Source organism: Actinobaculum suis (genome assembly GCF_900618115.1).
GTDB lineage: Bacteria > Actinomycetota > Actinomycetes > Actinomycetales > Actinomycetaceae > Actinobaculum > Actinobaculum suis.
The window spans coordinates 2,271,203-2,293,690 of record NZ_UYIO01000001.1 but is presented as its reverse complement, the minus strand read 5'-3'; the positions used below and the strand labels follow the sequence as shown (position 1 = coordinate 2,293,690).

Genomic DNA, 22,488 nt, shown 5'->3' with positions numbered 1-22,488 from the left:
TGCAGGAGGAAAATAATGTACAACGCCGTCCCTCCAGCCGCGGCCACTACCGACCACAGTAGTGGAGCCACCCCCACCGCGAACGACCATGCCGACCAGGGCTCCCAAGATGTGCGCAAGACTGCGGGTCGGTTTATCAATACCGGCCAGGCAATCGTGGACGTGGTAATGCGGGTAGACCGCGTGCCGGAACCGGGCGGGGATGTTTTTGCTGCGAAGCATACTTTGCTGGCGGGCGGAGATTTTAACGTTATGGCGGCCGGGGCGCGGGCTGGCGCCAGCGTGGTCTATGCCGGCAGCTATGGCCAGGGGGTTTATGCCGATATTGTGCTGGCTGCCTTGCGGGAAGAAAATATTGAGGTTTTGGCCGCGCCGGTACCGGATATGGACACCGGATTTTGCGTGGCCCTGGTAGATAACCAGGCCGAACGCACTTTTATTTCGACCGTGGGAGCGGAAGGGGTAATAAGCCCGGGTCAATACGCGCTAGCCGCACCCGGCCCGCAAGACGTGGTATACATTTCCGGATATTCCTTGGTGCATGAAGCAAACCGGGCGGAACTCCAACGCTGGTTGGCGGCCGGGATCCCCGCGCGCGTGCTTTTTGACCCGGCCCCGGTAGTAGCGGAGATCCCCGAGCCGGCCCTCGCTGCCGTGCTAGCCCGCGCCGATATTGTGACGGCTAATGCGTGGGAAGCACAGGTCTTGCTCACCCGCCTGGGTACAGCACCGGCCGGCGCGGAAACAGCTGCTGCTCGCGCGGCGCTAGCGGAGCAAACAGATCCGGCCGGCGCGGAAGAAAAACCTACCGAAGCGGTTTTGCTCGGGCGGGCCCGCCAGCTCAGTGCGGCAACCGGTGCGGCGGTGGTATTGCGGGCCGGCGGCGCCGGCGTTGCCCTAGCCCTGCCAGAAAAACCGGGTGCCGCAGCCTCGCACCTGGCAGATGCTAGGGGAGCGGCAGAAGCTACATGCACGGCGGGAGTTGCGGGCGCGGCTGATGCTACTGGCGCGGCTGATGCTGCGGGCGCGGCTGATGCTACTGGCGCGGCTGATGTTGCGGGCGCGGTAAAAACTACAGGTGCGGCAAAAGTTCCGACCGTACCGGCAACCTCTTTCCGAGGGGGCGGATCTTCGTTCCGAGGGAATATTACACCGGAGCAAAGCCGGGCGATTTTCGTGCCGCCGCTACGCGTTACCGCTGTTGATACGAATGGTGCGGGCGATGCCCATGCCGGAGTTTTAGGAGCCGGTTTGTGCCGCGGGGAAAGCCTCGGATTAGCCTGCGCCCGGGCCGGGGTGGCCGCCGGGATCGCGGTGACTCGCGAAGGGCCTGCTACCAGCCCGCAGCTGGAAGAACTCAACGCGGCCTACGCGCAGTGGCGTACCGAAATCGGCCCGGAGCGCGCTAACGCCCTCGAAACATTTGGCTAAAACGCCGGCCACCCATTAATCAGCGGCCAGCTAGCCATAAGTAGCGCCGGCCCGCCGCCTGCAAATAGCAGCAGCCCGCAAATAGTAGCGGCTGCCGCTTATGCAATAGCCCGCCGCTTATGCGGGCGTTGCTTCGTAATCCGTGGGCACCTCGAAATCGGCAGGATCGTAATCGGAAGGTACATCCGTGAGGAGCCCCAAGGGTAGTTGTGCTGCCTCGGAGACATTACGCAAAGGATTGCGGATCTCCGATTCCGTGCCCGCATTCGAAAGTTCTGCGAGAGCAGGCGCAGCGGTAGCTTCGCGCTGACGCTTTTCCAGTTTCAGGCCGAGGATTTCGCGCGGTTGACCTTGCGCCGCACCCACCGGCCGGTATAACAAATGCGAAATTTCGGTTTCTGAAGCATTCCAGGAATGCGTGAAACCAGTCTGAATAAAACCAAGCTTTTCGTAGAAAGGCAAAAGCCGGGGCACACAGTCCAAACGGATTTGGCGCAGGCCGCGCTCGCGGGCAATATCATCCAGGATTACAAAAAGCTGGCTGGCCAGCCCGCGCCCGCGATAATCCGGATTCACCATGAGGGAATGCAAGTAGAGTGCCCGCACGCCATCCGGCCAAATAAGTGGATCTTCTTCTAGGATCCGTACCGCCAGGGCGATATGTGCGCCGTCGCGAATGCACCACCACTCACCATCCGCAACCAGGCGCGCAATTTCCTCCGCTGGCAAAGAACCGACAGGCCACTGTTCAATGCCTTCGGCTGCCATCGATTCCTCGATAACCCTGCGGATACGTGCCAGTTCGGGCACGTCCGCAGCGGTACACAGAGTCAAAACGGTTTCCATGCTCCACAGGGTACCGGCGTAGCGCCCGCGCCCATAGCCCGCCCGCCGTGAAAATTCCAACTTTGAGCGGCGGGAATAACTCGCTTTTAAGCGAAAATATAAGCATCTGGGTGCCTGCACAGGGGCGCGCGCCTCAGCCACCGAGCTATCTCGGCGCTGGTTTAGCCACCGAGCGCGGTAGAAATTGCCGTATAGGCCGAAATTGCCAGCAAAAGTATCCCGAACACCGCGGTTAGTGCCCGGTTGGAAACTTTGCGCGTGAGCGGCCCGCCCAACATTCCGCCGAGCATTGAAGCCGCCGCGAACAGCAACAGTGCCGGCCAGGTTATCCCCGCAAAACCGTCCGGCAACCGTGCCAACAACCCGCTTACCGAAGTGATGACCATAATCAGCAAAGACGTGCCCGCAGCCAGCCGCATCTGCATGCCCATCATCACCAGTGCCGGCACGATCAGAAATCCGCCACCCACGCCAAACAGTCCCGTGAGCAGGCCGGTCACCAAAGCTACCAGTACGGTTTGTAAAATCTTGCGCCACGCGGAAGGGGGCGGGGTTCCCGAGTTTGCGGTATCTTCTGCAGTATTTTCTGCAGAGTTTGCGGGGGTGCTTTTACCTGCGCGGGCGGCACGCCACAGCATAACGACGCCGACTACCGCCATAAGCCCGGCGAAAAGAAACATGAGTAGGCGGCCGCTAATCTGCGCGCCGAGGGCCGTGCCGGCAAGCGTGCCGAGAATACTCACCGCGGCGAAAATGAGGCCGCGGCGCCAGGCGACTTCACGGCGTCGTGCCCGGAAAAGTAGGGAACTGAGGGAGGTGAGCCCAACGACCACGAGGGAACCGGCAGCGGCGGTATGCGGGCTGTAGCCTAAGAAAAATATGAGCGCCGGTACGGAAAGAATCCCACCGCCTGCCCCCAAAGCGCCCACTACGCCGCCAATTAGCAAACCCACAAGTATCGCTTCCGCAATCAGCATCGGCTGGCCTCCTTTCGCGTGCGCAGCCACCAGACAGATATCGCCAAGGGTAAATACCTCTAATACAGCCAAAAGGCTAACACTGCCAAAGGTAAATAACGCCAAAGGCTAGTACTGCCCAGGAATGCAGTTATCGGGGTCAGGATACGCGCCGAAAATGTCTAGTTCGGAAATGCGGGGGAGGAAGGAATAGGACCAGCGGGTAGACGGGTGGGAAGTTGCGGGCGTGGCACGCGGCACGGGCGGAAGTACGGCGTCGTTATCGAAAATCGGGAAGAATAGGAACTGGGCGAACAGTGCGGAAACGTTACCGGAAAACCGGGAAGGGAACGTTACCGGGAAACCGGGAAGAGAACGTTACCGGGAAACCGGGAAATGGAAGCCGGCTGCGGAAGGTGGCGGAAACGGAACCGGGATAGGTAGCGGAGAAGAAAACGCTTGGCGATCGGTGGTGGCGGAAAGACGATCGGGGGCGAGCCCACGGCAAAGTTGCACGCGGGCACGGGCACTAAATAGAAGTGAGAAGCGAAAATGGAATTTCGGGGCACAACTTTTGACGGATACGGGCGCGAAGTCGGCCACGGCTTACGGCTCAACAGTGCGGGCGAACTGAGCGAAGTTTTGGAACCCACCGGCCCGGGCGCGCCCGTCGCGCACACTCCGGCGCCGGCCACAACCTCAACTACAGAAACTACAGCAGCCTCCGCGCAGGTAGTGAGCGGGGCTTATATTGTGCCGGGCGTGGTGGACGTGCATTGCCATGGCGGCGGTGGGTTCGGATTTTCCGATGATTACGAACCGGCGCAGATCGAAACCGCGATTGCCACGCATCTAGCGGGCGGAACTACCGCCATGTTTGCTTCCCTGGTTTCTTTGGCCGATCCGCTCCCGCAAATTCATGCTTTGGTGCCGTATTGCGAGGCGGGGCACCTAGCGGGTATCCATTTGGAGGGTCCCTATATTTCGGTGGAGAAAAAGGGCGCGCAAAACCCGGCGGTGATTCGCGATGCGAATCTGGAAGAACTACGTAGCTGGTTGGAAGCCGGGCGCGGGTGGATCAAAACCATGACGATTGCCCCGGAAACCGGGAATGCGCGGGAAGCGGCCAAGCTACTGCTCGAATACGGAGCCGTGCCCAGCTGGGGGCATACAAATGCGGACGGAGAAACCGCGCGGGAACTGCTCGAAGTGACAATTACTGCGGCGGAAGGTCTGCCCGGTTTACGCAACCATCACGTGCCGCAAACTGCTACCCACTTGTTTAATGCGATGCCTGGGATTCAGCATCGGGCTCCCGGCCCGGTGCGCGAATACGTGCAAGCGGCACGGCGGGGCGAAATCGCGGTGGAACTCATCGCCGATAGCCACCATTTGTCTGCGGACCTAGTGGAAGACGTTTACCTCTACCTGGCCGGGCCGGCCTGCGAAGACGCGAAGGCTTGCTGCGGAGATACCGCTGGGCCCGGGGAAGCTCCCACCGGTGAGGAAGCGGAAACTTGCTGCGGAGACGCGAAGGCTTGTTGCGAAGACGCGAAGGCTTGTTGCGGTGGCGCGAGCGAAGCGGAAATCGTGCCGGGGGCTTTCTTCGTTACCGATTCTTTGGCGGCCGCGGGGCTAGGTTCCGGGCAGTACAAGCTGGGCGGGCTCGACGTCGAAATTCGGGATGGCGTGTGCTACTTGCTGGGCACCAATTCGATTGCCGGTGGGGCATCCGTACTCGCTGACCAGCTCGGACTCTTCGCCCGGCGCGGCCGCCTTTCCTTGCCGCAAGCGATTCGCGCCTGCGTGGCCGGCCCGGTCCGCGCCCTTGGGCTCGACGCCGCCACCGGCGTCACGCTCACCTACGAACCCGGGAAGAAACCAAACTTCCTCGTGCTCGACGAAGAATATCGCGTGACCCACGTAGTGCGCGAAGGTGAGCTGATTACGGGCCGCTAAATGCTAGTTACAGGCCGCTGAGCTGCTGGTGTTGGCCCGGTTGACCGTGAAGCTAGGGTGCTGGGTGCTGGGCCGGAGTCAGGAGTTTGCGCTGCCCCTGGAGCCGGCGCTGCTCCCAGAGTTTGCGCTGCTCCTGAAACATGCACTGATCCCGGATTAGGCACAGGCTTAATCCGGGATCAGTTTTTCGTGAAACGCGGGTTTTTGAAACGCGGGTTTTTAGAGTTTCGTTTTTTAGGGTTCGCGGATTTCGCGGAGTTTGGTTTCGATTAGGGAGAACACTTCCGCCCAATCCGCATCCTTAGCGACGTCGTACTTATCGGTATCGATCCGGATCTTGGGAGACTTATCGTAAGACTCGTACCAGGTGGCATATTCGCGCCGCAAAGTCTTGTAGTAATCGAGCAGGCTCGGATCATGTTCAATCTGCTCAAAAGGACGGCCGCGGCGGCGAATATTTTCCAGTTCCCGCTCCAGCGAAATATCGAGATAAACCAGCAGGTCAGGAGCCTTTTTAGGCATACCTTCCAGTTCTTCCATCATATTCTCAAGCAGAGAATCATAAACGGCGAACTCTTCTTCGCTAATATTGCCCGAATCGGTATTTACCTTCGTAAAAATTCGGTCCTCGTAGATCGACCGGTCCAGCACGTTATTGTCGTGCACGAAAGCATCTTTAATCGAACGGAAACGACGGTTCAGGAAATGAATCTGCAAAGCAAAAGCATAGCGTTGCGGATTTTCGTAATACTTGACCAGGATCGGATTATCATCCACCGATTCGTAAAAGGCTTCCGAGCCCAAAGAATCGGCGAGTTTCTGGGAGTAAGTCGTTTTTCCCGAGCCAATAACTCCAGCGAATACAATCACCGTTTGGGGCCGCCTTCCTGCGTGGAATACAAATAAACACGGCCACTGCCGTGGCCGGGAAAACCCGGCCAGTGCCTGGCGCGGCAACCGGGATGCAAAAACGCCGGAGCCCGCACGGCGCGGGCACGGCTCGCCTCGCTTATGGTAATCCAGGCCCGCGCCCAGCGCCGTACCAAGCCCGCCACATTTTTCGGCGGCACCACAGGAAGCGGCCGCCCGCCTGAAAATGCACAGAAAAGCTGTGTGAAAAGCCTTCCAGAAGGCGGGACTTCATTTCCTTGCCGCCACGTGAAATGCCGTGGAATAATAGCTGGAGTTATGCACGGCATAACCGTGTCAGAGTTGACACTCGGGCACCTTTCACTCGGATCGTCCGGCACGTACCTGCCGGTGAAGGGACCATTGTATAAACATGGCTACAGTTACATTTGATCACGCAACCCGTATTTATCCCGGTTCGGATTCTCCGGCCGTAGATAACCTCAATCTTGATATTGCAGACGGGGAATTCCTAGTGCTCGTAGGGCCTTCCGGTTGCGGAAAATCAACGAGTTTGCGTATGCTCGCCGGCCTGGAAGACGTAAATTCCGGCCGCATCCTCATTGGCGATCGCGACGTAACAGACGTTGCCCCCAAGGATCGCGATATTGCGATGGTGTTCCAGAATTATGCGCTATACCCGCATATGACGGTACGGGAAAATATGGGCTTTGCGCTCAAGATCGCCAAGCGCCCGAAGGATGAAATCAATAAGCGGGTGGAAGAAGCTGCCCGTATTTTGGATTTGGAAGCCTACCTGGATCGCAAACCCAAGGCTCTTTCAGGTGGGCAAAGGCAGCGCGTAGCCATGGGCCGTGCCATCGTGCGTAAACCGCACGTGTTCCTCATGGATGAACCGCTTTCCAATTTGGACGCAAAACTGCGCGTACAAACCCGTACCCAGATTGCTACTTTGCAACGTTCTTTGGGCACCACCACTTTGTATGTGACTCACGATCAGACCGAAGCGCTAACCATGGGAGACCGCATTGCTGTCCTCAACTTCGGGGTACTCCAGCAAGTAGGTAGCCCGGAAGAACTCTATGCCCGGCCCAAGAATGCTTTCGTGGCTGGATTTATTGGTTCGCCGGCTATGAACCTCGGCGTCTTCCGGGTGGAAGGCGAAGTGGCGAAGGTGGGCAATGGGCATATCCGCCTCCCGCGGGAAGTTATTGACGGCCTGACGGCCGAAGATAATAGCGAAGTGATTATCGGTATTCGGCCCGAAGCTTTCACCGGCCTTACTGAATCCGAAGCGCCCGATGCTTTGCCACTCAAGGTAGAAATGGTAGAAAACCTGGGTTCGGATAACTACGTGTACGGGCAGATTTCCGGGGAAAGCGAGCACAAGTTCGGTTCCGGTGATGATTCCGCACAAATGGTAGTGCGCGTACCTCCGCTCACGGCCCCGCGCATTGGCGAAACCGTGTGGGCAGTGCCGGATACCACGCAGTTGCACTTCTTCCACACCGCCGGTGGCCAAGAACGCATTCTCTAAGGAAAAGTCACGGTAGCGCGCAGCTGGTAACTAGTACGCGGCTGCCAAATAACGCGGCCGGCAAGTAGCGTGCGGCTGCTAAATAGCGCGGCTGGCAAGTAGCGTGCGGCTGCTAAATAGCGCGGCCAGCACGTAGCGTGCGGTTGCTAAATAACGCGGCCGGCACATAGCGTGTAGCTGCCAGATAACACGGCCGCCAAGCAATACGGTGTTACGACGCCGGTTTGCACCCGCCCGGGAGGTTTTCGGGCAGGTTTGCAAACCGGCGTCGTCCCGTTGGGTGGAAGAAAAAGGTCCAACAAGCGGTCCGGTATGAAATACCTTGATTCGCGGGCGCGCCGAAGCAGGTACCATGGGCGTTATGACCGAACTTGCCAATCAGACCGGGGATATCTTGCGGAGGTTGCACGAGCGCCCGCAGATTCTTGTGGTTTGCACGGGAAACATTTGCCGCTCGCCCATGGGGGAAGTTGTTTTGCGTGAAAAATTGGCGCAGGCGCAGCTGGATATCCGCGTTGCGAGCGCGGGAGTTTCGAATGAAGAACACGGGCGTGGGATCTACCCGCCCGCGCAGCGAGCCCTGAAAGCTCGGGGGTACCCCACCCCGGAGCGCGCCGCGCACCGCGTTACGCAAAAAGAACTTGCCGAATCTGGGCTGATACTCGCTATGACAACCGGCCATGCTCGCGCCCTGAAACGTTTATTGGGCGCGGCCGGCCTAGACGAAGGCGCCATACATTTGTGGCGGGAATTTGACGGTTCCGGCCTGGGAATTTGCCCGCACGGCGTGTTTGGGCCGGGAGGTGTGCTCGAACCGAGCGAGGACGATATTCCCGCCCGGAAACGGCGCAATTCCAGTTCCGATTTCTACTATTCTTCGGGGCGCTGGGACGTATCAGATCCCTGGGGTGGGGCCGACGCCGAATTCGAAAAGACCCTAGACAGCGTCGAACAAGGGGCAAGCGGGATTGTGAACCTCCTGCTCGCCGCACGCGCATAAATGGGTGGGCCCGGCAAGCGGCGCCCCGCCGGCAATAACAAAAGAATTGTGATCGGCTGTGTAGCCGTCTTCGTGCTAGCACTGCTTTTCCTCCTAGCCGCCAAAGCATATTCGGTATATTCGCAAGAAAAGCGTTACACTCCGCGGGAAGTGGCGGAGCAGTACGTGAGCGCGATACGGGACGGCCGGGCCCTCGATGCCCTTGCCCTCTACGATCCATACACAGAAGGTGAAAACCGGGCCCTCCTTTCCAATGAGGTGTACGCGGCTACCCAGCGCCCCAGCTCGCTGGATATTACTGATGTTACGGAAACGCGCAAAGGGGTAGATGTTACCGTCCAGGCGGAACAAAACGGCAAAGCTTATACCGTGGTGATTTCTCTGGCCAAAGCCGAAACGGAAAACTCCTCCCGAACCGAATGGAAAATTACTTCCGGCTTTGCGGGAAGTATTAGGCTCGGCGAAACCGGTAAGGCTCGGCGCGTCAACGGCGTGCTCATAGATACCGCAGACGCCGCTGCGGGCACGGAACTGGCCGCCTTGCCCGGTATTTACAATTTCCAGCCCGCGCACAACGCGGCTAGCGGCGCTACGGACAGTGGCGCTGCGAATAGTGGCGCTGCAAATAGCTCGGATAGTAGCGCCGCGGATAGTAGCGCGGCGAATAGCGGCGCGATTTCTTATGTGACCTGGGAAGGGGATGCCTCACCGGAGGTCATTCCGGCCGGTTCTAATAAACCTGCGCGGGCGCGGATTGATTTGGAAGCGCGCAGCAATGACGCGGCTGGCCAGCGCGCCGTCGAACTGTTCCAAGAACGTATGCGCGACTGTATGGAGAAAACTTCCGCGCGGGCGGGCGGCAAATGCCCGAAGGCTTTGGACATCTCACCCCTCGGGCAAGTGCAGAACGTGAAACGTAGCTGGGTGGAAGAGCCGCGCGTTAGCTACGAGCTTTCCGGTATGGGTGGCAAGGTACTGGTAGAAGGCGGGATCATGCGCGCAGAATACGATTACCGTTTCCTCTCGATCGGCGACTGGGAGCGCCAAGACGCCCGCGAAGAAAATATGTTCGGTACGGGGCGGAAACCGGCACGGTTCAATTTCTCTGTGCACGACGACGGCGCAGTTTACCTCGACTAATACCGCGCCAATCGCGCTACGCGGATCGCGCTACTGAGACTATGGGGATCGCGCTACGGAGACCGGAAGAAAGTAACGGGAGAAAGCGAGGAATGAGGAGCTAATGGTACGGCCATATCTGGGAACACACGTGGTGGCGGAAGTGTGGGCGGCGGCCAAACGCGGGGCGAAACGGCCGATTGATCACGTGCGCCGGTGCACTACCGGTTTGCTGTGGGGCCTGCTCGTGGGCGAAGTTGTGGCTTTGATGTGGCTGAATTTCCGGCTTGCTTCCAGCGCGGGAATCACGCTGTTGGTTATTACGCTGCTGCTTTTGGCTGCGCTGGCATCGCCCTGGTGGTTGTGGCGCGATCCGAAACCGGGCCCGGGTGCAGATGTGGTGGCTCGCGTTTTGGGGACCGACGAATCCAGCGGGGTACGGACATACAAGAAAAGCCGCGGGAAAATGGCGGTGTTTCTTCCCGTCGTCGTCCGCCCGGTAGCCGAACAAGATGGTAGCGCCGACTTTCGTACCGTGGTGGCCGCGCACGGCAAAAACGATGGCAGTTTCCACGAATCAGCGCCCGGCACGCTCATGGCCCTACGCCAAATCGAACGCGGCTACGGAGAGCTCGAAAACTCGCCGGAAGTTTCTCCGGAACAGCAAGAACTCATAGATAAACTGGCTCGCCGCCCCAAGCTCATGGCCAATAATCCGCCCGTTTTGCCTTTCAAAACCGGTTCCCTGGAACGTTCCGACTGGGTAGACCAACTCGAATGGTGGGGTGGGATTGCGGCCGGTGTGGCGGCCGGCATCGGCCTCGTGATCCTCTGCGGAAACTTCGCCTAGCGGGGCGCCGCCGCAAAGCCCTGCGCAGCGCGCTAGCTGGCAGCGCGCTAGCGAGCAAACCTGTGCCCGAGTAAGAACAGTTAGCTGGCGCAAATGTAGCGCGCTAGCGCTCTTCGGTTTCGAGTTCGGCGAGTTTGCGTTCGATCCGTTTCACGGAAACCTTGCCCTTGGTACCGAGCTGCTGAGCGAACAGAGAAACTCGTAGTTCTTCCACCATCCATTTCGCTTCTTCCAAAATCCGGGCGGCCCGCGGCGAATATTCTTGGTACTCCAGTTTTTGCCGGGCACGCGCGATTGCCTCGCGCGCTTCTTGCACTTGCCAAGCCAAAGAATCATCGCCGAGCGGATTATATTGGGCCTTTTCGATCCGGTATTTTGCGGCCTGCAAGTAGCGCGGCAAATCCCAGAACCGTTCCGGCGGGGTAGCGGCCACAAAATTCGGCGGCATCAAAGTATTCATATGTTCGCGTTCATCGGCCACAGTAGCCAACAAAGCCACCGAGGAAGATTCGCGAATCAGCTTCTCCACTTCCGCCCAAGCCTGCGTGGCCTGCGCGGCGCCTTGCGCGAGCAAAAACACTTCGTCTTCAAACTCGTCCCGCGCCCACAAAGTCAATTCCGTGAACTGGCTCCCGGAACGAATATCTGCCACCGTAAGATCCTGGCTTTTCGCCCAGCGTAACGCCAAGTTGCGCGTAGCCGCCCACTGCAAATTCGCCACCAGCGCACTGGTCGAAGCTGCCGGAGAAGCCGCTAACAGCAGCGAAGTTTCCCCATCCCAGCGGGAAGTAATCCGCGCCTCCGGGAGGGCCAAAGTATTCGCCGCCAAACGGATCACGCCGCCGCGGTGTACCCGTACCTGTTCTCCGGGGGAGGCGACGACGTCCAAATACACCTTGCCTTCCCGGTCCGCCAAAGCCGGATAAGCCCGCACCACTGTGCCATGCGGTCCGGCAGTTTCCAATACGAGCGGAAGCTTGCCATCCGCAGCAGAAGCACCCGTAGCGGAGGAAAGCGTGGCAGAAGCACCCGTAGCGGAGGAAAGCGTGGCAGAAGCGTCCGACGCGGAAGAAAGCGTGGGCCACTGCGTGAGCGGCTCCTCGCTCTGCGTGGCCACCGGGAGGCTACGCCGCGCTTCGTCTAGAGCTTGGGCCACGGCCCCGGCCACCACGGTTTCTACCGCGTGCTGGGATTGCGGGGCCAGATCGTGCTTGAGTTTTTCTAAAGAACTACCTTCCTCGAGGACGGCACCCCGTTCAGACACAATCCGGAAATGCATCCGCAAATGCTCGGGCAAATCCAGTTCCGCCCAGGCGGCGTCGTCGATCTCTACGCCCCGCAAACGCAAAGCGGCCTGCGTGAAGGCTTCGCGGAAACTCGGAGCTCCGGCCTGCCCGTGGGCCACATCCTCCCACGCGGGTAAGAGCGGCAAGATTTCGCGCGCAGTATCGGGGGCGGGAACCAGTTGGCGGCGCACGCGTTTCGGTAGGCCGCGGATCGTGCCGATCACAAGCTCATCGAGCATTCCGGGCACGAGCCAATCAAAACCGGCTTCCGTAACCTGCGGCAATACCGAAACCGGGATTTCCACAGTGATTCCATCCGCGTAAGAATCCGGGGAGAAACTATATTCCAGCGGGAAGGTTAGTTCGCCTTGCTGCCACTGGCCCGGATAGTCGTCTGCCGCGGCGCTTTGCCCGCCCAGTAAGAATTCTTGCGTGAAATCCAGAAGATGTTCGTTCTCTTGCCGGGCTTTCTTCCACCAGGAATTAAAATGCCCGGCAGAAACCACGTGCTGGGGGATCCGCTCCGCATAAAACTTGGCCCGCGCAGACTCATCAGCCACCAGCCCATGTTGGCGTAGTTTCGATTCGGTTTCATATGCCTGGGCAAGTGCTTCCTGGTTGCGGTCTTGGAAATCGTGCCGGCCCCGCCAATCACCTTCCACCAGAGCGTGTTCAATAAACATGCTCCGGGCAAGTTCTCGGCCGCCGGGCGTACCGGTTTTGGAAAGCAAAACCGGCCGGTCAGCAATGAGCGTGAGCCCATACCGGGTCACTTTTTCTTTGCACATGGCGGCCCCGGCGCGGCTGCTCCAATACGGGTCTGAATAGGAGCGGCGCACCAGATTCTTCGCGGCCGGTTCCACCCATTCGGGTTTTATAGCCGCCACCGTGCGCGCAAACAGGCGGGAAGTTTCCACCAATTCGGCGGCCATTACCCAGGCCGGGGTGCGCCGGTGCAAACCAGAACCGGGCCAAATCACAAAATGCGTGCCCCGCGCCCCGGCATAATCGCGCGTGCGTTCCCGATAGTTCCCAATATTCGAAAGCAAACCCACCAGTAAAGACCGGTGGATAGCGCCCGCTTCCGGAGTGTCGGCGCTCCGGCCCAAAGTGCGGCAAGCTTCCGCCACCGCGGCCGCGTGCGGCGTACCTCCCGGATTACCCGCGCCAAGATCATTAGTAATCGCCTCCTGTATCTCGGCAGGACTGGGCAGAGCCAAACGGCGGATTCTGATTCCTAACGGGCGGCACATTTCTTCCAGCTGGTTTACGACGTCGCACCACTCCCGGAAACGCAGATAGTTCAGAAACTCGGCACGCATGAGACGCCGGAAAGCGGCTCCCGAAAGTTCGCGTTGCTGGGTGCGCAGGTAACGCCACAAAGTGAGGTAGGAAAGGAAATCGGAAGAAGCAGCGTTGAACCGGGCATGATACTGATCGGCCGCTTGCCGCTTTTCGGTGGGCCGTTCCCGCACGTCTTGCACGGAAAGTGCGGCCACGATAACCAGCACTTCGGAAGCACAACCGTTACTTTCCGCTTCGATCAACATGCGGCCCAGCCGCGGGTCGATCGGGAGGCGGGCGAGCCGGTGCCCAACTTTCGTGAGTTTGCGTTGGCCGCCCCGCGAGGCCGGGGTAATCGCATCAATTTCTTCCAATAGTTGGACGCCGGCGGCCACGGCTTGCCGTTCCGGCGGGTCAATGAACGGGAACTCTTCCACGCTTCCCAAGTTGAGGGAAAGCATTTGCAAAATCACGCTGGCCAGGGAAGTACGCTGAATTTCCGGTTGCGTGAACTCGGGGCGCGCCTGGAAATCTGCTTCCGAATAGAGGCGGATCGCAATTCCATCTTCCACTCGCCCGCACCGGCCCGAACGCTGATTAGCGGAAGCTTGGGAAATCGGTTCAATGGGAAGCCGCTGCACCTTGGTTTTATTCGAATACCGGGAAATGCGGGCGGTGCCCGGGTCGATCACGTACTTGATGCGCGGCACGGTAATCGAAGTTTCGGCGATATTCGTGGCCAAAATGATACGCGGGAGCGGGCCGGGATGGAAAATCCGGTTCTGCTCCTGATTAGACATGCGGCCAAAAAGGGGCAGCACTTCCACGGCGCCAGGCACTGAAGATTTCTCCCCCGGCGCCACATATTTGGGTCCGAACTCGTCTTGGAAAGCGCGCACGGTATCCCGAATCTCGCCCTCCCCGGAAAGGAAAACGAGAATATCTCCCGGCCCTTCCGCCAACAGTTCTTCCGCGGCCTCGATAATACCGGTGACCTGGTCTTTTGCGTCCGCCCGGCCGGGGGTGGCAGGTTTGTTTACCGCGGGGGTAGCGGCTGCGGGGGCAGGGCCGACGCCGCTGGCAGAGCGGTTCGCAGCGTTCCCGGTAGTACGGTCGGTGCCGGTGTGTACGGCGTCGTGTTCGGGAGCGGGCGTGAGTTCATCTTCGGGGGCGAGCGGACGATAGCGGATTTCTACCGGGTAGGTACGCCCGGAAACTTCGACGATCGGTGCCAGCTCGCCGGCCTTCCCGCGGTATTGGTGCTGGCCAAAATGCTCCGCGAACCGGCGGGTATCAATTGTGGCGGAGGTGATGATTACTTTGAGGTCGGGGCGTTGGGGGAGGAGGCGGGCCAGGTAGCCGAGGATGAAGTCGATATTGAGGGAGCGTTCGTGCGCTTCGTCGATGATGAGCGTGTCGTAGCGTAAAAGTTGCGGGTCGGACTGGATTTCGTTGAGGAGGATCCCGTCTGTCATAAGTTTCACGAGGGTTTCACGTGAAACTTCTTCGGTGAACCGCACTTGGAAACCGATCGTTTGGCCTACTTTTTGGCCGAGTTCGTGCGCGATGCGTTCTGCTACGGATCGGGCCGCGATCCGGCGCGGCTGGGTGTGGCCGATCATTTTTTCGACGCCGCGGCCCAGCTCCAAACAGATTTTGGGCAGCTGCGTGGTTTTCCCGGAGCCGGTTTCGCCCGCCACAATCACCACTTGGTTTTCGGCAATGGCCTGCTTGATCTCTTCCCGGCGGGCCGAAACTGGAAGTTCGGCCGGGTAGGTGATTTCGGGCAGGGAGGCGCGGCGCGCCGCGATTTCTTGCGGGCTAAAAGCGCGCGGCACGCGCGGGCGGCGTGCCTGGCCCTGGCCGCTGCTCTGGCCTTTGCCCCGAGCTTTACGGCGGCGCTGGCCCGGCCGGCCTGATTTTTGGCCGCTACGGGACTGGTCGCGCGGCCGTTGGTCGCGTGGATTTTGGCTGGTTTGCATATTGCGGCGGGCGGGACGCTCGCCAGAAAGATCGGATTCGTGTGTCATACCTGCCGGCATTATCCCACGCCCGGCCGAGAACTCCTAGATGATTAGGCGAAGGGAACACCGCGCGCCGCGCGCAGGCTGGCCGGCGTGGCTGCTAGTAGCGAGCCGTCTAGTTTGAGGAACAGGTGCCGCGCACGAGCTGGCCGGCGCAGCAAATACTGCTTACCTGATAATCGCGGATTTAGTGGCTGGCAACCGGAACCGCGGAATTGGTGTTTGGTGGGTAGAACCTAAACCGCGGAATTAGTTGTTTGGCGGGTGGAACACAAACCGCGGAATTGGTTGTTTGGCGCGCAGAGCACAAACCTCGGAATTGGTGGGAGCAGTGGGTTTCGCAGAGTGTGGTAGAGAGTGTGGTGCAGGTAGCGCGAGTGGTTTCTCACCCGGCCGGTAGAGTTTGGGTAGATTGCGAGAACTGCGAGATAACGGCGGAATAATGCGGCGGGATGCGAATTAGCCGCGTGGCCGCTACGGAAAACCCTGTGAAGGAGGGCCGATGATAAGGAAAGTACTGGGGATTGTTATCACCGTGCTACTTGTGGCCTTCGTGATATGGACGGTTAATCCGGCCTGGTTCGGCCCGAAATTTGCAGAACTTGCGCTCACCGCTCCTGCCGCCCAGGTTATTGCCATGCGGGGGACGATCACGGTGGGATTCGTGGCGCTCGCGGCCATCTTTGCACTTTTTGGGGCGGTGTTCCGCGTACTGCGCGGCCGCGGCACCATGAGCCTGACCCTCGCCGTCGTCTTTCTAGCTGGAGCAGTTTTCCACGGCCTGGTGATATTTGACCGGGGGTATAGCGCTCCGGCGTCGGAAACTAGTGAACCGCTACTACAAACCGCGGCCGCGGGAGACCTCACCACTTTGCAATACAACACCCGCGGCGGGAATGTACCGCTCGATAAAATCGCGGAACTAATCGTAAACAACGACGTCAAAGCGGTTTCGCTCCCGGAAACTTCCACCGAATACGGCCGCGAATTGGTGGCGCAATTAGCCGCCCAGGGCCTGCATTTCCAGCAGTTTGACCACAATATTTCCCGGTATGAATCCGATTGGTATTCCACCGTTTTGCTGATTTCCGCGGATCTTGGCGAATACGCGGAGGTTTCGGTGCCGGGGGCCGATGGGAACGCCGCGCGTTATATCGTGGCAGCCGCCCCGGTGGCTGGAGTCAGTGCCACGGCACCCGAATTTGTGGCCGCACATCCAATCACGCCGGTGCAAAAACTTATGGAGCAATGGCGTACCACTACCGGTGTGCTGTATGAGCTGTGTACGAGCCAGCCAGAGGCCATAATCATGGGGGATTTCAATTCCACTGCGGATCATCAACGCCTGGCCGGCTATAGGAGTTGCCATGATCTGGGCCGGCAGGCTGGCATTGCCGGAACTGGAACCTGGCCTACGGTACTTCCTGCCTTCCTGGCTTCTCCGATTGACCGCGTTATTACCGGTTCGGAAAACTGGCAGGGCGTGGCCGGGCAAGTGGTAGATGCGGGCGGCTCGGACCACCGCGGGATACTGGTCCGCCTCCGCGCCAAATAAGTACTAGCCGCCGCTAAGCGCGGCGCCAACGCAAAGCTAGCCACCACCGCTAAGCGCGCCGCCGCCACCGAAGCTATCCGCCGCTAAGCGCGCCGGGAAACAGGCCTATTGTTTGGTTTGGGTGCGATTTGGAGAACGTTCCCGCCTGGGAGGGGTTCTAGCAACTAAACTTTCGTTGTGTCCATAGATTTGTCTGCGCTATACCCGGTTGTTTTCAACACCTTGGATATCGGTGGGGTATTTGTGGCGGCCGTGCTTGGAGGCATGGTAGCGCGCGAGAAACACTTCGACGCCGTGGGTTTCGTGGTGGTGGCGATTATGAGCGCGCTCGGCGGCGGCATGATCCGCGACGTACTCATCGCAAATGGCCCGAACCTGCATCAACCGCCCGTTGCCCTCACCAATCCGCTGTATTTACCAATGGCTTTGCTGGGCGCCGCGGTGGCCTACCTGATCCGCGTGCGCGGGAAATGGATTATGCGTTCCATGACGGTTATGGACGCTTTCGTTATTGGAGCGTGGACCGCTACCGGGGTAACCAAAACGCTCGACGCCGGATTTTCTTACGTACCAGCGGCGATGATGGGCGTGATCACCGCGGTGGGTGGCGGCATGATCCGCGATATTATGGTGGGCCGCACGCCCGTAATTTTTGGCGGTAATACTTTATATGCCACGGCTTCCGTGATTGGCACTATTCCCGCCTCGATTTTCTGGTATGTGCATATGCCGAGCGTGGGCATGGTGGTTACCACGTGCATTACCGCGGGAGTGGCGATTTTGGCCCGCTACCGCGGATGGAAGCTGCCGCAAAATCGGGACTATTCGGTGAACGATACGCTGGCGAAAGTTTCCAGTTCGCTTAGTGCCCGGCTGGCGGTGCTTCGTTCGGAGGAGCGCCGCGCGCAAGTTAGAGCCGAACGGCAAGCGCGGGCCACCCGCCGACGCAACCAATCAAAACGGTCTTTACGGCAAATGGCTCAGCATCGCAAGACCCAGCAAAACAACAAATCCACGCAAAATAACAGCGGTGAAAACTCGCGGAAAAATCGCAATGCTGAAAACCGCAATGCTGAAAGCAGCTAGCCACCAACTACGCGGGCATCAAGTACGCGGGCGTGGCTGAACCTGCCCCAAATACGGGAGTCGGCAGTTGCCGGGTTAGTAGATAGCAACCCGGCCGCGGTGGGTATCGACGACGTCTATATCGGCGTCGAAAACATTGGACAAACGGCACGGGCTCATGATTTCTTCCGGGGTGCCGGAGTCACACACCACGCCATCGCGCAGGGCAATAATTTGGTCCGAATACCGGGAAGCAAAATTGATGTCGTGCAAGACGAGCACGATGGTGCGGCCCAGTTCATCGGCGGCGCGGCGCAAGTGCCGCATCATGTGTACCGAATGGGAAATGTCGAGGTTGTTGAGCGGTTCGTCCAAGAGTACGAAGTCGGTTTCTTGGGCGAGCACCATGGCCACATAGGCACGTTGCCGCTGCCCGCCCGAAAGTTGGTCTAGATAGCGGTCTTCGAGTTTGCCGAGCTGCAAGAAATCAATATAGCGAGAAATGATTTCTTCATCTTCCGGGGTGAGCCGGCCCTTCGAATACGGGAATCGGCCAAATCCCACCAGCTGGCGCACGGTAAGCCGAGTAACGAAGTGGTTTTCCTGTTTGAGGATCGCCAAGGTGCGGGCGAAACGATTCGAGTTCGCCCGGGTCACGTCCATTCCTGCTACCTCAATGCGGCCCTCATCGAAAGGTAAAAGTCGGCCGATCATGGTGAGCAAAGTGGATTTGCCGGCCCCGTTCGGGCCGATCAAAGAAGTGAGGCCGCCCGGTTTAATTTCCAGGTCAAAAGGCCCGATCACCACATCCGAACGGTAGCGTTTCACCACGCCTTCCACACAAATGCCAGAGCTTGGGCCTGCAGCGGGCTGGGCAGAAACCGCGGAATCGGTGTGCGGGGTGGAGGAGGGAGCGGGGGATACGGCGTCGTGCATGATTTACAACCTGCCTCTCTTAAGAACGACGATGAGGAAGAAAGTGCCGCCAACGAGTTCGATAATGATAGAAACCACGCCTTCCGCGTAGAACACGTTTTGCATAATCACGTAGGCACCCACGAGCAGGGTATAACCGATCGCTACGACCATCGGGAAGAGGAACCGGTGGTCGTAGGTCTCGGCAGCTTGATAAGTCAGGGTGGCGGCGAGGAAACCGAAGAAGGTCATGGGGCCCACGAGGGCCATAGATACGGAGACGAGCATGGCCACTAAAGTCAGCGTCCACATCAAGGCCCGCGTGTGGTTCACACCCAGGTTGATAGCGACGTCGCGGCCCAGCGAAACCGTGTTGAGCCGGCGTGCATACACAAACAGCAATATTGCGGCCACGGTAGCCAGGCCGATCGCTGCCGGTAGTTCATCGGTTTTTGCATTCGCAATCGAACCGAACATGCGGGCGCTCAACACATCAAATTCGGAAGGGCTAAGCAACCGCTGAATAAAAGTAGAAAGGGAACGCAGGCCGGTGCCAATAATGATCCCGACCAGCAACATAATGTGCAGGTTCCCCATTCTTCCGCCCAGCAGCCAGCTGTAAAGCGCCACGGCAAGGGCCACCATGAGAGCCACTTGCGCGAGGAAAGCCCCCGTGCCTTGGAAAGCCACAAACCCGGCCACCCCGAAGAGGAAAATCACGCTCGCCTGCAAGGCTGAATACAAAGATTCAAAACCCATAATCGCCGGGGTCAAAATGCGGTTATTGGTCACGGTTTGGAAGGCTAGCGTAGACATACCCTGGCAAACCGCTACGAGCAACATAACGACCAGGGTTTTGGCGCGGCGGTTCGCAATAATCGTCCACGCCTGCGTGCCCGGCTCCGCAATATTGCCAATAGTTACGTGCAAAACCGAAAAAACCAGGCCGGCAATAATCATTGCCACCAATATCGTCCAGTAAATAATCCGGGCGCGCCGGCTCGCAAAAGTTGCGGTGCCGCGGCGCGGCCGAGCAGGAGCCGGAGCTTGGGTGGCTGCCGGAGCTTGGGTGGCTGCTGGATCCTGGGTGGCGGCCGCGATTTTCTGGGTAGGCGCGGGCGGATTTGCCTTTGCGGCGGTAGTCGAAGTAGTGGCCGGTGCGGCGTCGTCGTACTTTTTCACTGCAACCTCCCCCGGCGCGAAACGATAAGCAACACGAAAACGGCGGAGCCCAAAATCCCCAAAATGAGCGAAACGGGAATTTCGAAGGGGGCGATGAGTGTGCGCGAGAGTAGATCGCAAGCAGTGATCGTGGCCGCACCTCCCACGCACACCCACGGAAGATTCGAGCGCAGATCATCCCCGCGCACTAAAGAAATCACGTTCGGCACGATGAGTCCGAGGAAGGGCAAGTTTCCTACCACCACGGTGACCACGCCGGATGCGGCAGCCACCACCGCGGTACCGGCGAGCATCATCGCGTTATAGTTCAGGCCCACGTTGGTGGCGACGTCGCTTCCCAGCCCGACGACGGTAAGACGATCGGCGAGGAGGAAAATCAGCACGGTGACCACGAGCGCAATCCACAACGGTTCATAGCGGCCCCGTACCATCGGCGCAAAACTGCCTTGGAACCAGGTAGAAAGGTTTTGCAAAACGTCGAAACGCAAAGCGAGGAAAGTAGAAATAGAGGAGACGACGGCGCCGATCATCATGCCAATAATCGGGACGATCACGGAACTGCGCAAAGTTACGCGGCGCAAAAATAGCAAGAAAATAAGCGTGGCGGCGAAAGCAAAAATAATCGAGCCGAGCATACGCGTAACCACCGAAGCGTCCGGCCACAGGAGCATTACGATCAGCAAACCTAAACCGGCCCATTCGGTAGTGCCGGTGGTGGAAGGCTCCACGAATTTATTTTGGGTAAGGAGCTGCATTACCAAGCCGGCCAGGCTCATGGCGATACCGGAAAGTACCAGCGCGGCCGTGCGCGGGAAGCGCGTAATCCAAAACATTTCCTGCCCGTCTGGCTGGGAAAGATCATAAGCGCCGGTAGTGAGCGAAAGGTAGAGCAAACCCACGAGGGCAATACAAGCGATAAGGAAGCTCCACCCGAGTGGCCGGCGCGAAGAACGCGGCGGCGTGGTTTTGGTTTTTGCGGGTGCGAGAGCGGCGTCCGTGATAGAAAATCCTCTCCAAATATGTGCCGGAGGCTAACGTGCCGGCAGGGCGGGGTTAGCCGGCCAGCCAGGGCGGGGTTAGCCGGTGGCAGAGTTGGCGTGATTGCGGGCCTGCTGCGGCGGTGCCGGGCAGGCCCGCAACACGTGCCGGCAGGCCCGGGCTCGATAGTGGCGAGATGCCTGAATCCGAGCCCGGGCCGGGAACCGGTGCCGGCAACCCTTCGCCTAGCCGAGCTTGGCTAGATCGTTGAAGATCTCGATGAAGGTTTGGATGCCTTCATTGGTGTAGGTATCGGCCGGGGCAACATAGATATTGCCTTCCTTCACGGCCGTGACATTGCTCAGTGCCTGCGAGGTCTCTACGAGTTCGCGGCCCGGCACCGACTTCTTCGCTTCGCCGTCCTTCTTCTTATCGGAATCGCCCACGGCGGCGTCGCGATCCAAGATCATGATCCAATCCGGATTGGCCTGCGCGATAGCTTCTTCAGAGATTTCGTCACCCTTGTGGTCATTGGTGCCGCTCTCCAGCGAAAGGGCGGGTTCCCAACCAAGCAGGTTATACAGCGGACCGTAAACGCGGCCCACATCCGGATCCAAGAAACCGATCTTGCCACCGGAAGTATTCACGGAAAGCACCTTCGTGCCCTTCTTGTAGCCAGCACGCGCATTTTCGATCGACGCATTGAGATCGTTGATCAGCTTGGCAGCGTCTGCTTCATGGCCGAAAATCTGCCCCAGCGTGAGTACGTCTTGCGCCAAACCATCCACCAAGATTTGGCCGGATTCGCCAGCCTTCGGATCGGTGGCCTTGGCGGGCAAGTCCACGTTGAGGTCCAAGATTTCGGCATTCGGTGCGGCGGCCTTGATGTCGTCATAATGCTGGGCGAAACGCTGCCCCACCAGCACGAAATCCGGATCCGCGGCGGTAATCACATCGTAATTAGGTTCGCGGTGGTTTCCGACGTCCTGCACCGAATCATCGCTCTTCCAACCAATCGTGGAAGGCGTTACCTTCTTGGGGATAGCTACCGGCTTGATACCCCAATCTTCCAGAGTCTCGAAGGTGCGGTTGTCCAGCAACACGACCTTGCTCGGATTCGGCGTAATCTTTTGCGTGCCGTGCGCGTCGGTCACCTCGATCTTCCCGTCCGCATCTACCGGGTTGAGCTTTGCCTTGGCAACGCCATCGGCAAGTTCTACCGTGGCTGCCTCGCTAGGTGCGCTGGTTTCCGCGGCCGGAGCGGAAGCGGTAGGAGCGTCCTGGGTCTTATCGGCGTTTGTGCAACCCGTAAACGCAAGGGAGACGGCGGCGATTGCGGCAACGATGCCGAACCGTGCTTTCTTCATAGTGTGTCCTTTTCCTATTATTTTCCTCGCGCAAGGTGCGCGAAAACTGGCACAATAGCTCGCGTGTTCGCGAGCCGGCGTGCACTTACGTACACTTTCCAGCAATATGCAGTTAAGGTTAGCCAAACTTAACCTTCCCTGTATGTGATCTGTGGCAAGTTTTGGTCAAGTAGATGGCGACACCTATCACGCAAAGCCCGGTAGGGCGCGGTTTTTAACGTTACGGCTTGGCGTAGCGGCCCGCGCGGCGGGGCCTGCTAGCGT

General features: G+C 59.1%; 16 protein-coding genes. 8 read left to right on the top strand and 8 right to left on the bottom strand.

The annotated features are described in order from the left end of the window. Positions 1 to 15 precede the first annotated feature (15 nt). On the top strand, positions 16 to 1,431 hold the full coding sequence (locus H8274_RS09810; RefSeq protein ID WP_244924593.1) for a PfkB family carbohydrate kinase: 1,416 nt from the start codon (positions 16 to 18) through the stop codon (positions 1,429 to 1,431). Positions 1,432 to 1,548: 117 nt separating this feature from the next. Here the strand turns inward: H8274_RS09810 and H8274_RS09155 are convergent, their stop codons facing one another. Together H8274_RS09155 and H8274_RS09150 are read right to left on the bottom strand one after the other, a co-directional pair. After that, on the bottom strand, positions 1,549 to 2,277 hold the full coding sequence (locus H8274_RS09155; RefSeq protein WP_074662735.1) for a GNAT family N-acetyltransferase: 729 nt from the start codon (positions 2,275 to 2,277) through the stop codon (positions 1,549 to 1,551). A 161-nt stretch (positions 2,278 to 2,438) separates the two neighbouring features. After that, positions 2,439 to 3,254: a sulfite exporter TauE/SafE family protein gene (locus tag H8274_RS09150; RefSeq protein WP_221884794.1), complete on the bottom strand. Its 816-nt coding sequence runs from the start codon at positions 3,252 to 3,254 to the stop codon at positions 2,439 to 2,441. A 531-nt stretch (positions 3,255 to 3,785) separates the two neighbouring features. Between H8274_RS09150 and H8274_RS09805 the strand changes: the two genes are divergently transcribed. After that, complete coding sequence (locus H8274_RS09805) at positions 3,786 to 5,192, top strand: N-acetylglucosamine-6-phosphate deacetylase (protein WP_244924592.1); 1,407 nt, start codon at positions 3,786 to 3,788, stop codon at positions 5,190 to 5,192. A gap of 234 nt (positions 5,193 to 5,426) precedes the next feature. On the opposite strand, the gene H8274_RS09140 is transcribed toward H8274_RS09805, so the two are convergent. Then, on the bottom strand, positions 5,427 to 6,062 hold the full coding sequence (locus H8274_RS09140) for a deoxynucleoside kinase (protein ID WP_049619831.1): 636 nt from the start codon (positions 6,060 to 6,062) through the stop codon (positions 5,427 to 5,429). Positions 6,063 to 6,474: 412 nt separating this feature from the next. Here H8274_RS09140 and H8274_RS09135 point away from each other — a divergent pair, with 412 nt between their 5' ends. The 4 genes from H8274_RS09135 (at position 6,475) to H8274_RS09120 (ending at position 10,568) form a co-directional block, all read left to right on the top strand. After that, positions 6,475 to 7,599 (top strand): ABC transporter ATP-binding protein, encoded by a 1,125-nt coding sequence (locus H8274_RS09135; protein ID WP_049619829.1) that lies wholly within the window; start codon positions 6,475 to 6,477, stop codon positions 7,597 to 7,599. 361 nt (positions 7,600 to 7,960) lie between these two features. Continuing rightward, the gene (locus H8274_RS09130; RefSeq protein ID WP_049619851.1) at positions 7,961 to 8,599 is read left to right on the top strand and encodes a low molecular weight protein-tyrosine-phosphatase; all 639 of its coding nucleotides are present in this window, start codon (positions 7,961 to 7,963) and stop codon (positions 8,597 to 8,599) included. Between the two features lie 48 nt (positions 8,600 to 8,647). Next, entirely contained in the window at positions 8,648 to 9,739 is a 1,092-nt protein-coding gene (locus H8274_RS09125) for a hypothetical protein (RefSeq protein ID WP_185934367.1), read from the top strand. A gap of 103 nt (positions 9,740 to 9,842) precedes the next feature. Continuing rightward, positions 9,843 to 10,568, top strand: coding sequence for a hypothetical protein (locus H8274_RS09120; RefSeq protein ID WP_185934366.1), 726 nt, complete (start codon positions 9,843 to 9,845; stop codon positions 10,566 to 10,568). A gap of 103 nt (positions 10,569 to 10,671) precedes the next feature. Here the strand turns inward: H8274_RS09120 and H8274_RS09115 are convergent, their stop codons facing one another. Beyond that, the gene (locus tag H8274_RS09115; protein WP_244924591.1) at positions 10,672 to 15,168 is read right to left on the bottom strand and encodes a DUF3418 domain-containing protein; all 4,497 of its coding nucleotides are present in this window, start codon (positions 15,166 to 15,168) and stop codon (positions 10,672 to 10,674) included. A gap of 496 nt (positions 15,169 to 15,664) precedes the next feature. On the opposite strand from H8274_RS09115, the gene H8274_RS09110 reads away from it, so the two are divergent. Together H8274_RS09110 and H8274_RS09105 are read left to right on the top strand one after the other, a co-directional pair. Then, positions 15,665 to 16,717: an endonuclease/exonuclease/phosphatase family protein gene (locus H8274_RS09110; protein WP_185934365.1), complete on the top strand. Its 1,053-nt coding sequence runs from the start codon at positions 15,665 to 15,667 to the stop codon at positions 16,715 to 16,717. A 177-nt stretch (positions 16,718 to 16,894) separates the two neighbouring features. Continuing rightward, a complete protein-coding gene (locus H8274_RS09105) occupies positions 16,895 to 17,803 on the top strand; it encodes a trimeric intracellular cation channel family protein (RefSeq protein ID WP_185934364.1) in 909 nt (302 codons plus the stop codon). 75 nt (positions 17,804 to 17,878) lie between these two features. On the opposite strand, the gene H8274_RS09100 is transcribed toward H8274_RS09105, so the two are convergent. The 4 genes from H8274_RS09100 to H8274_RS09085 form a co-directional block, all read right to left on the bottom strand. Then, positions 17,879 to 18,718 carry an iron ABC transporter ATP-binding protein gene (locus tag H8274_RS09100; protein ID WP_083330106.1) on the bottom strand — a complete coding sequence of 280 codons (840 nt, stop codon included), beginning with the start codon at positions 18,716 to 18,718 and terminating at the stop codon, positions 17,879 to 17,881. Positions 18,719 to 18,721: 3 nt separating this feature from the next. Further along, positions 18,722 to 19,879: an iron chelate uptake ABC transporter family permease subunit gene (locus H8274_RS09095; protein WP_244924590.1), complete on the bottom strand. Its 1,158-nt coding sequence runs from the start codon at positions 19,877 to 19,879 to the stop codon at positions 18,722 to 18,724. Beyond that, positions 19,876 to 20,778, bottom strand: coding sequence for an ABC transporter permease (locus H8274_RS09090; protein ID WP_244924589.1), 903 nt, complete (start codon positions 20,776 to 20,778; stop codon positions 19,876 to 19,878). Before H8274_RS09090 ends, H8274_RS09095 begins: the two co-directional genes overlap by 4 nt. Positions 20,779 to 21,102: 324 nt before the next feature. Beyond that, positions 21,103 to 22,224, bottom strand: coding sequence for a siderophore ABC transporter substrate-binding protein (locus H8274_RS09085; RefSeq protein ID WP_185934363.1), 1,122 nt, complete (start codon positions 22,222 to 22,224; stop codon positions 21,103 to 21,105). Between the last annotated feature and the right edge of the window lie 264 nt (positions 22,225 to 22,488).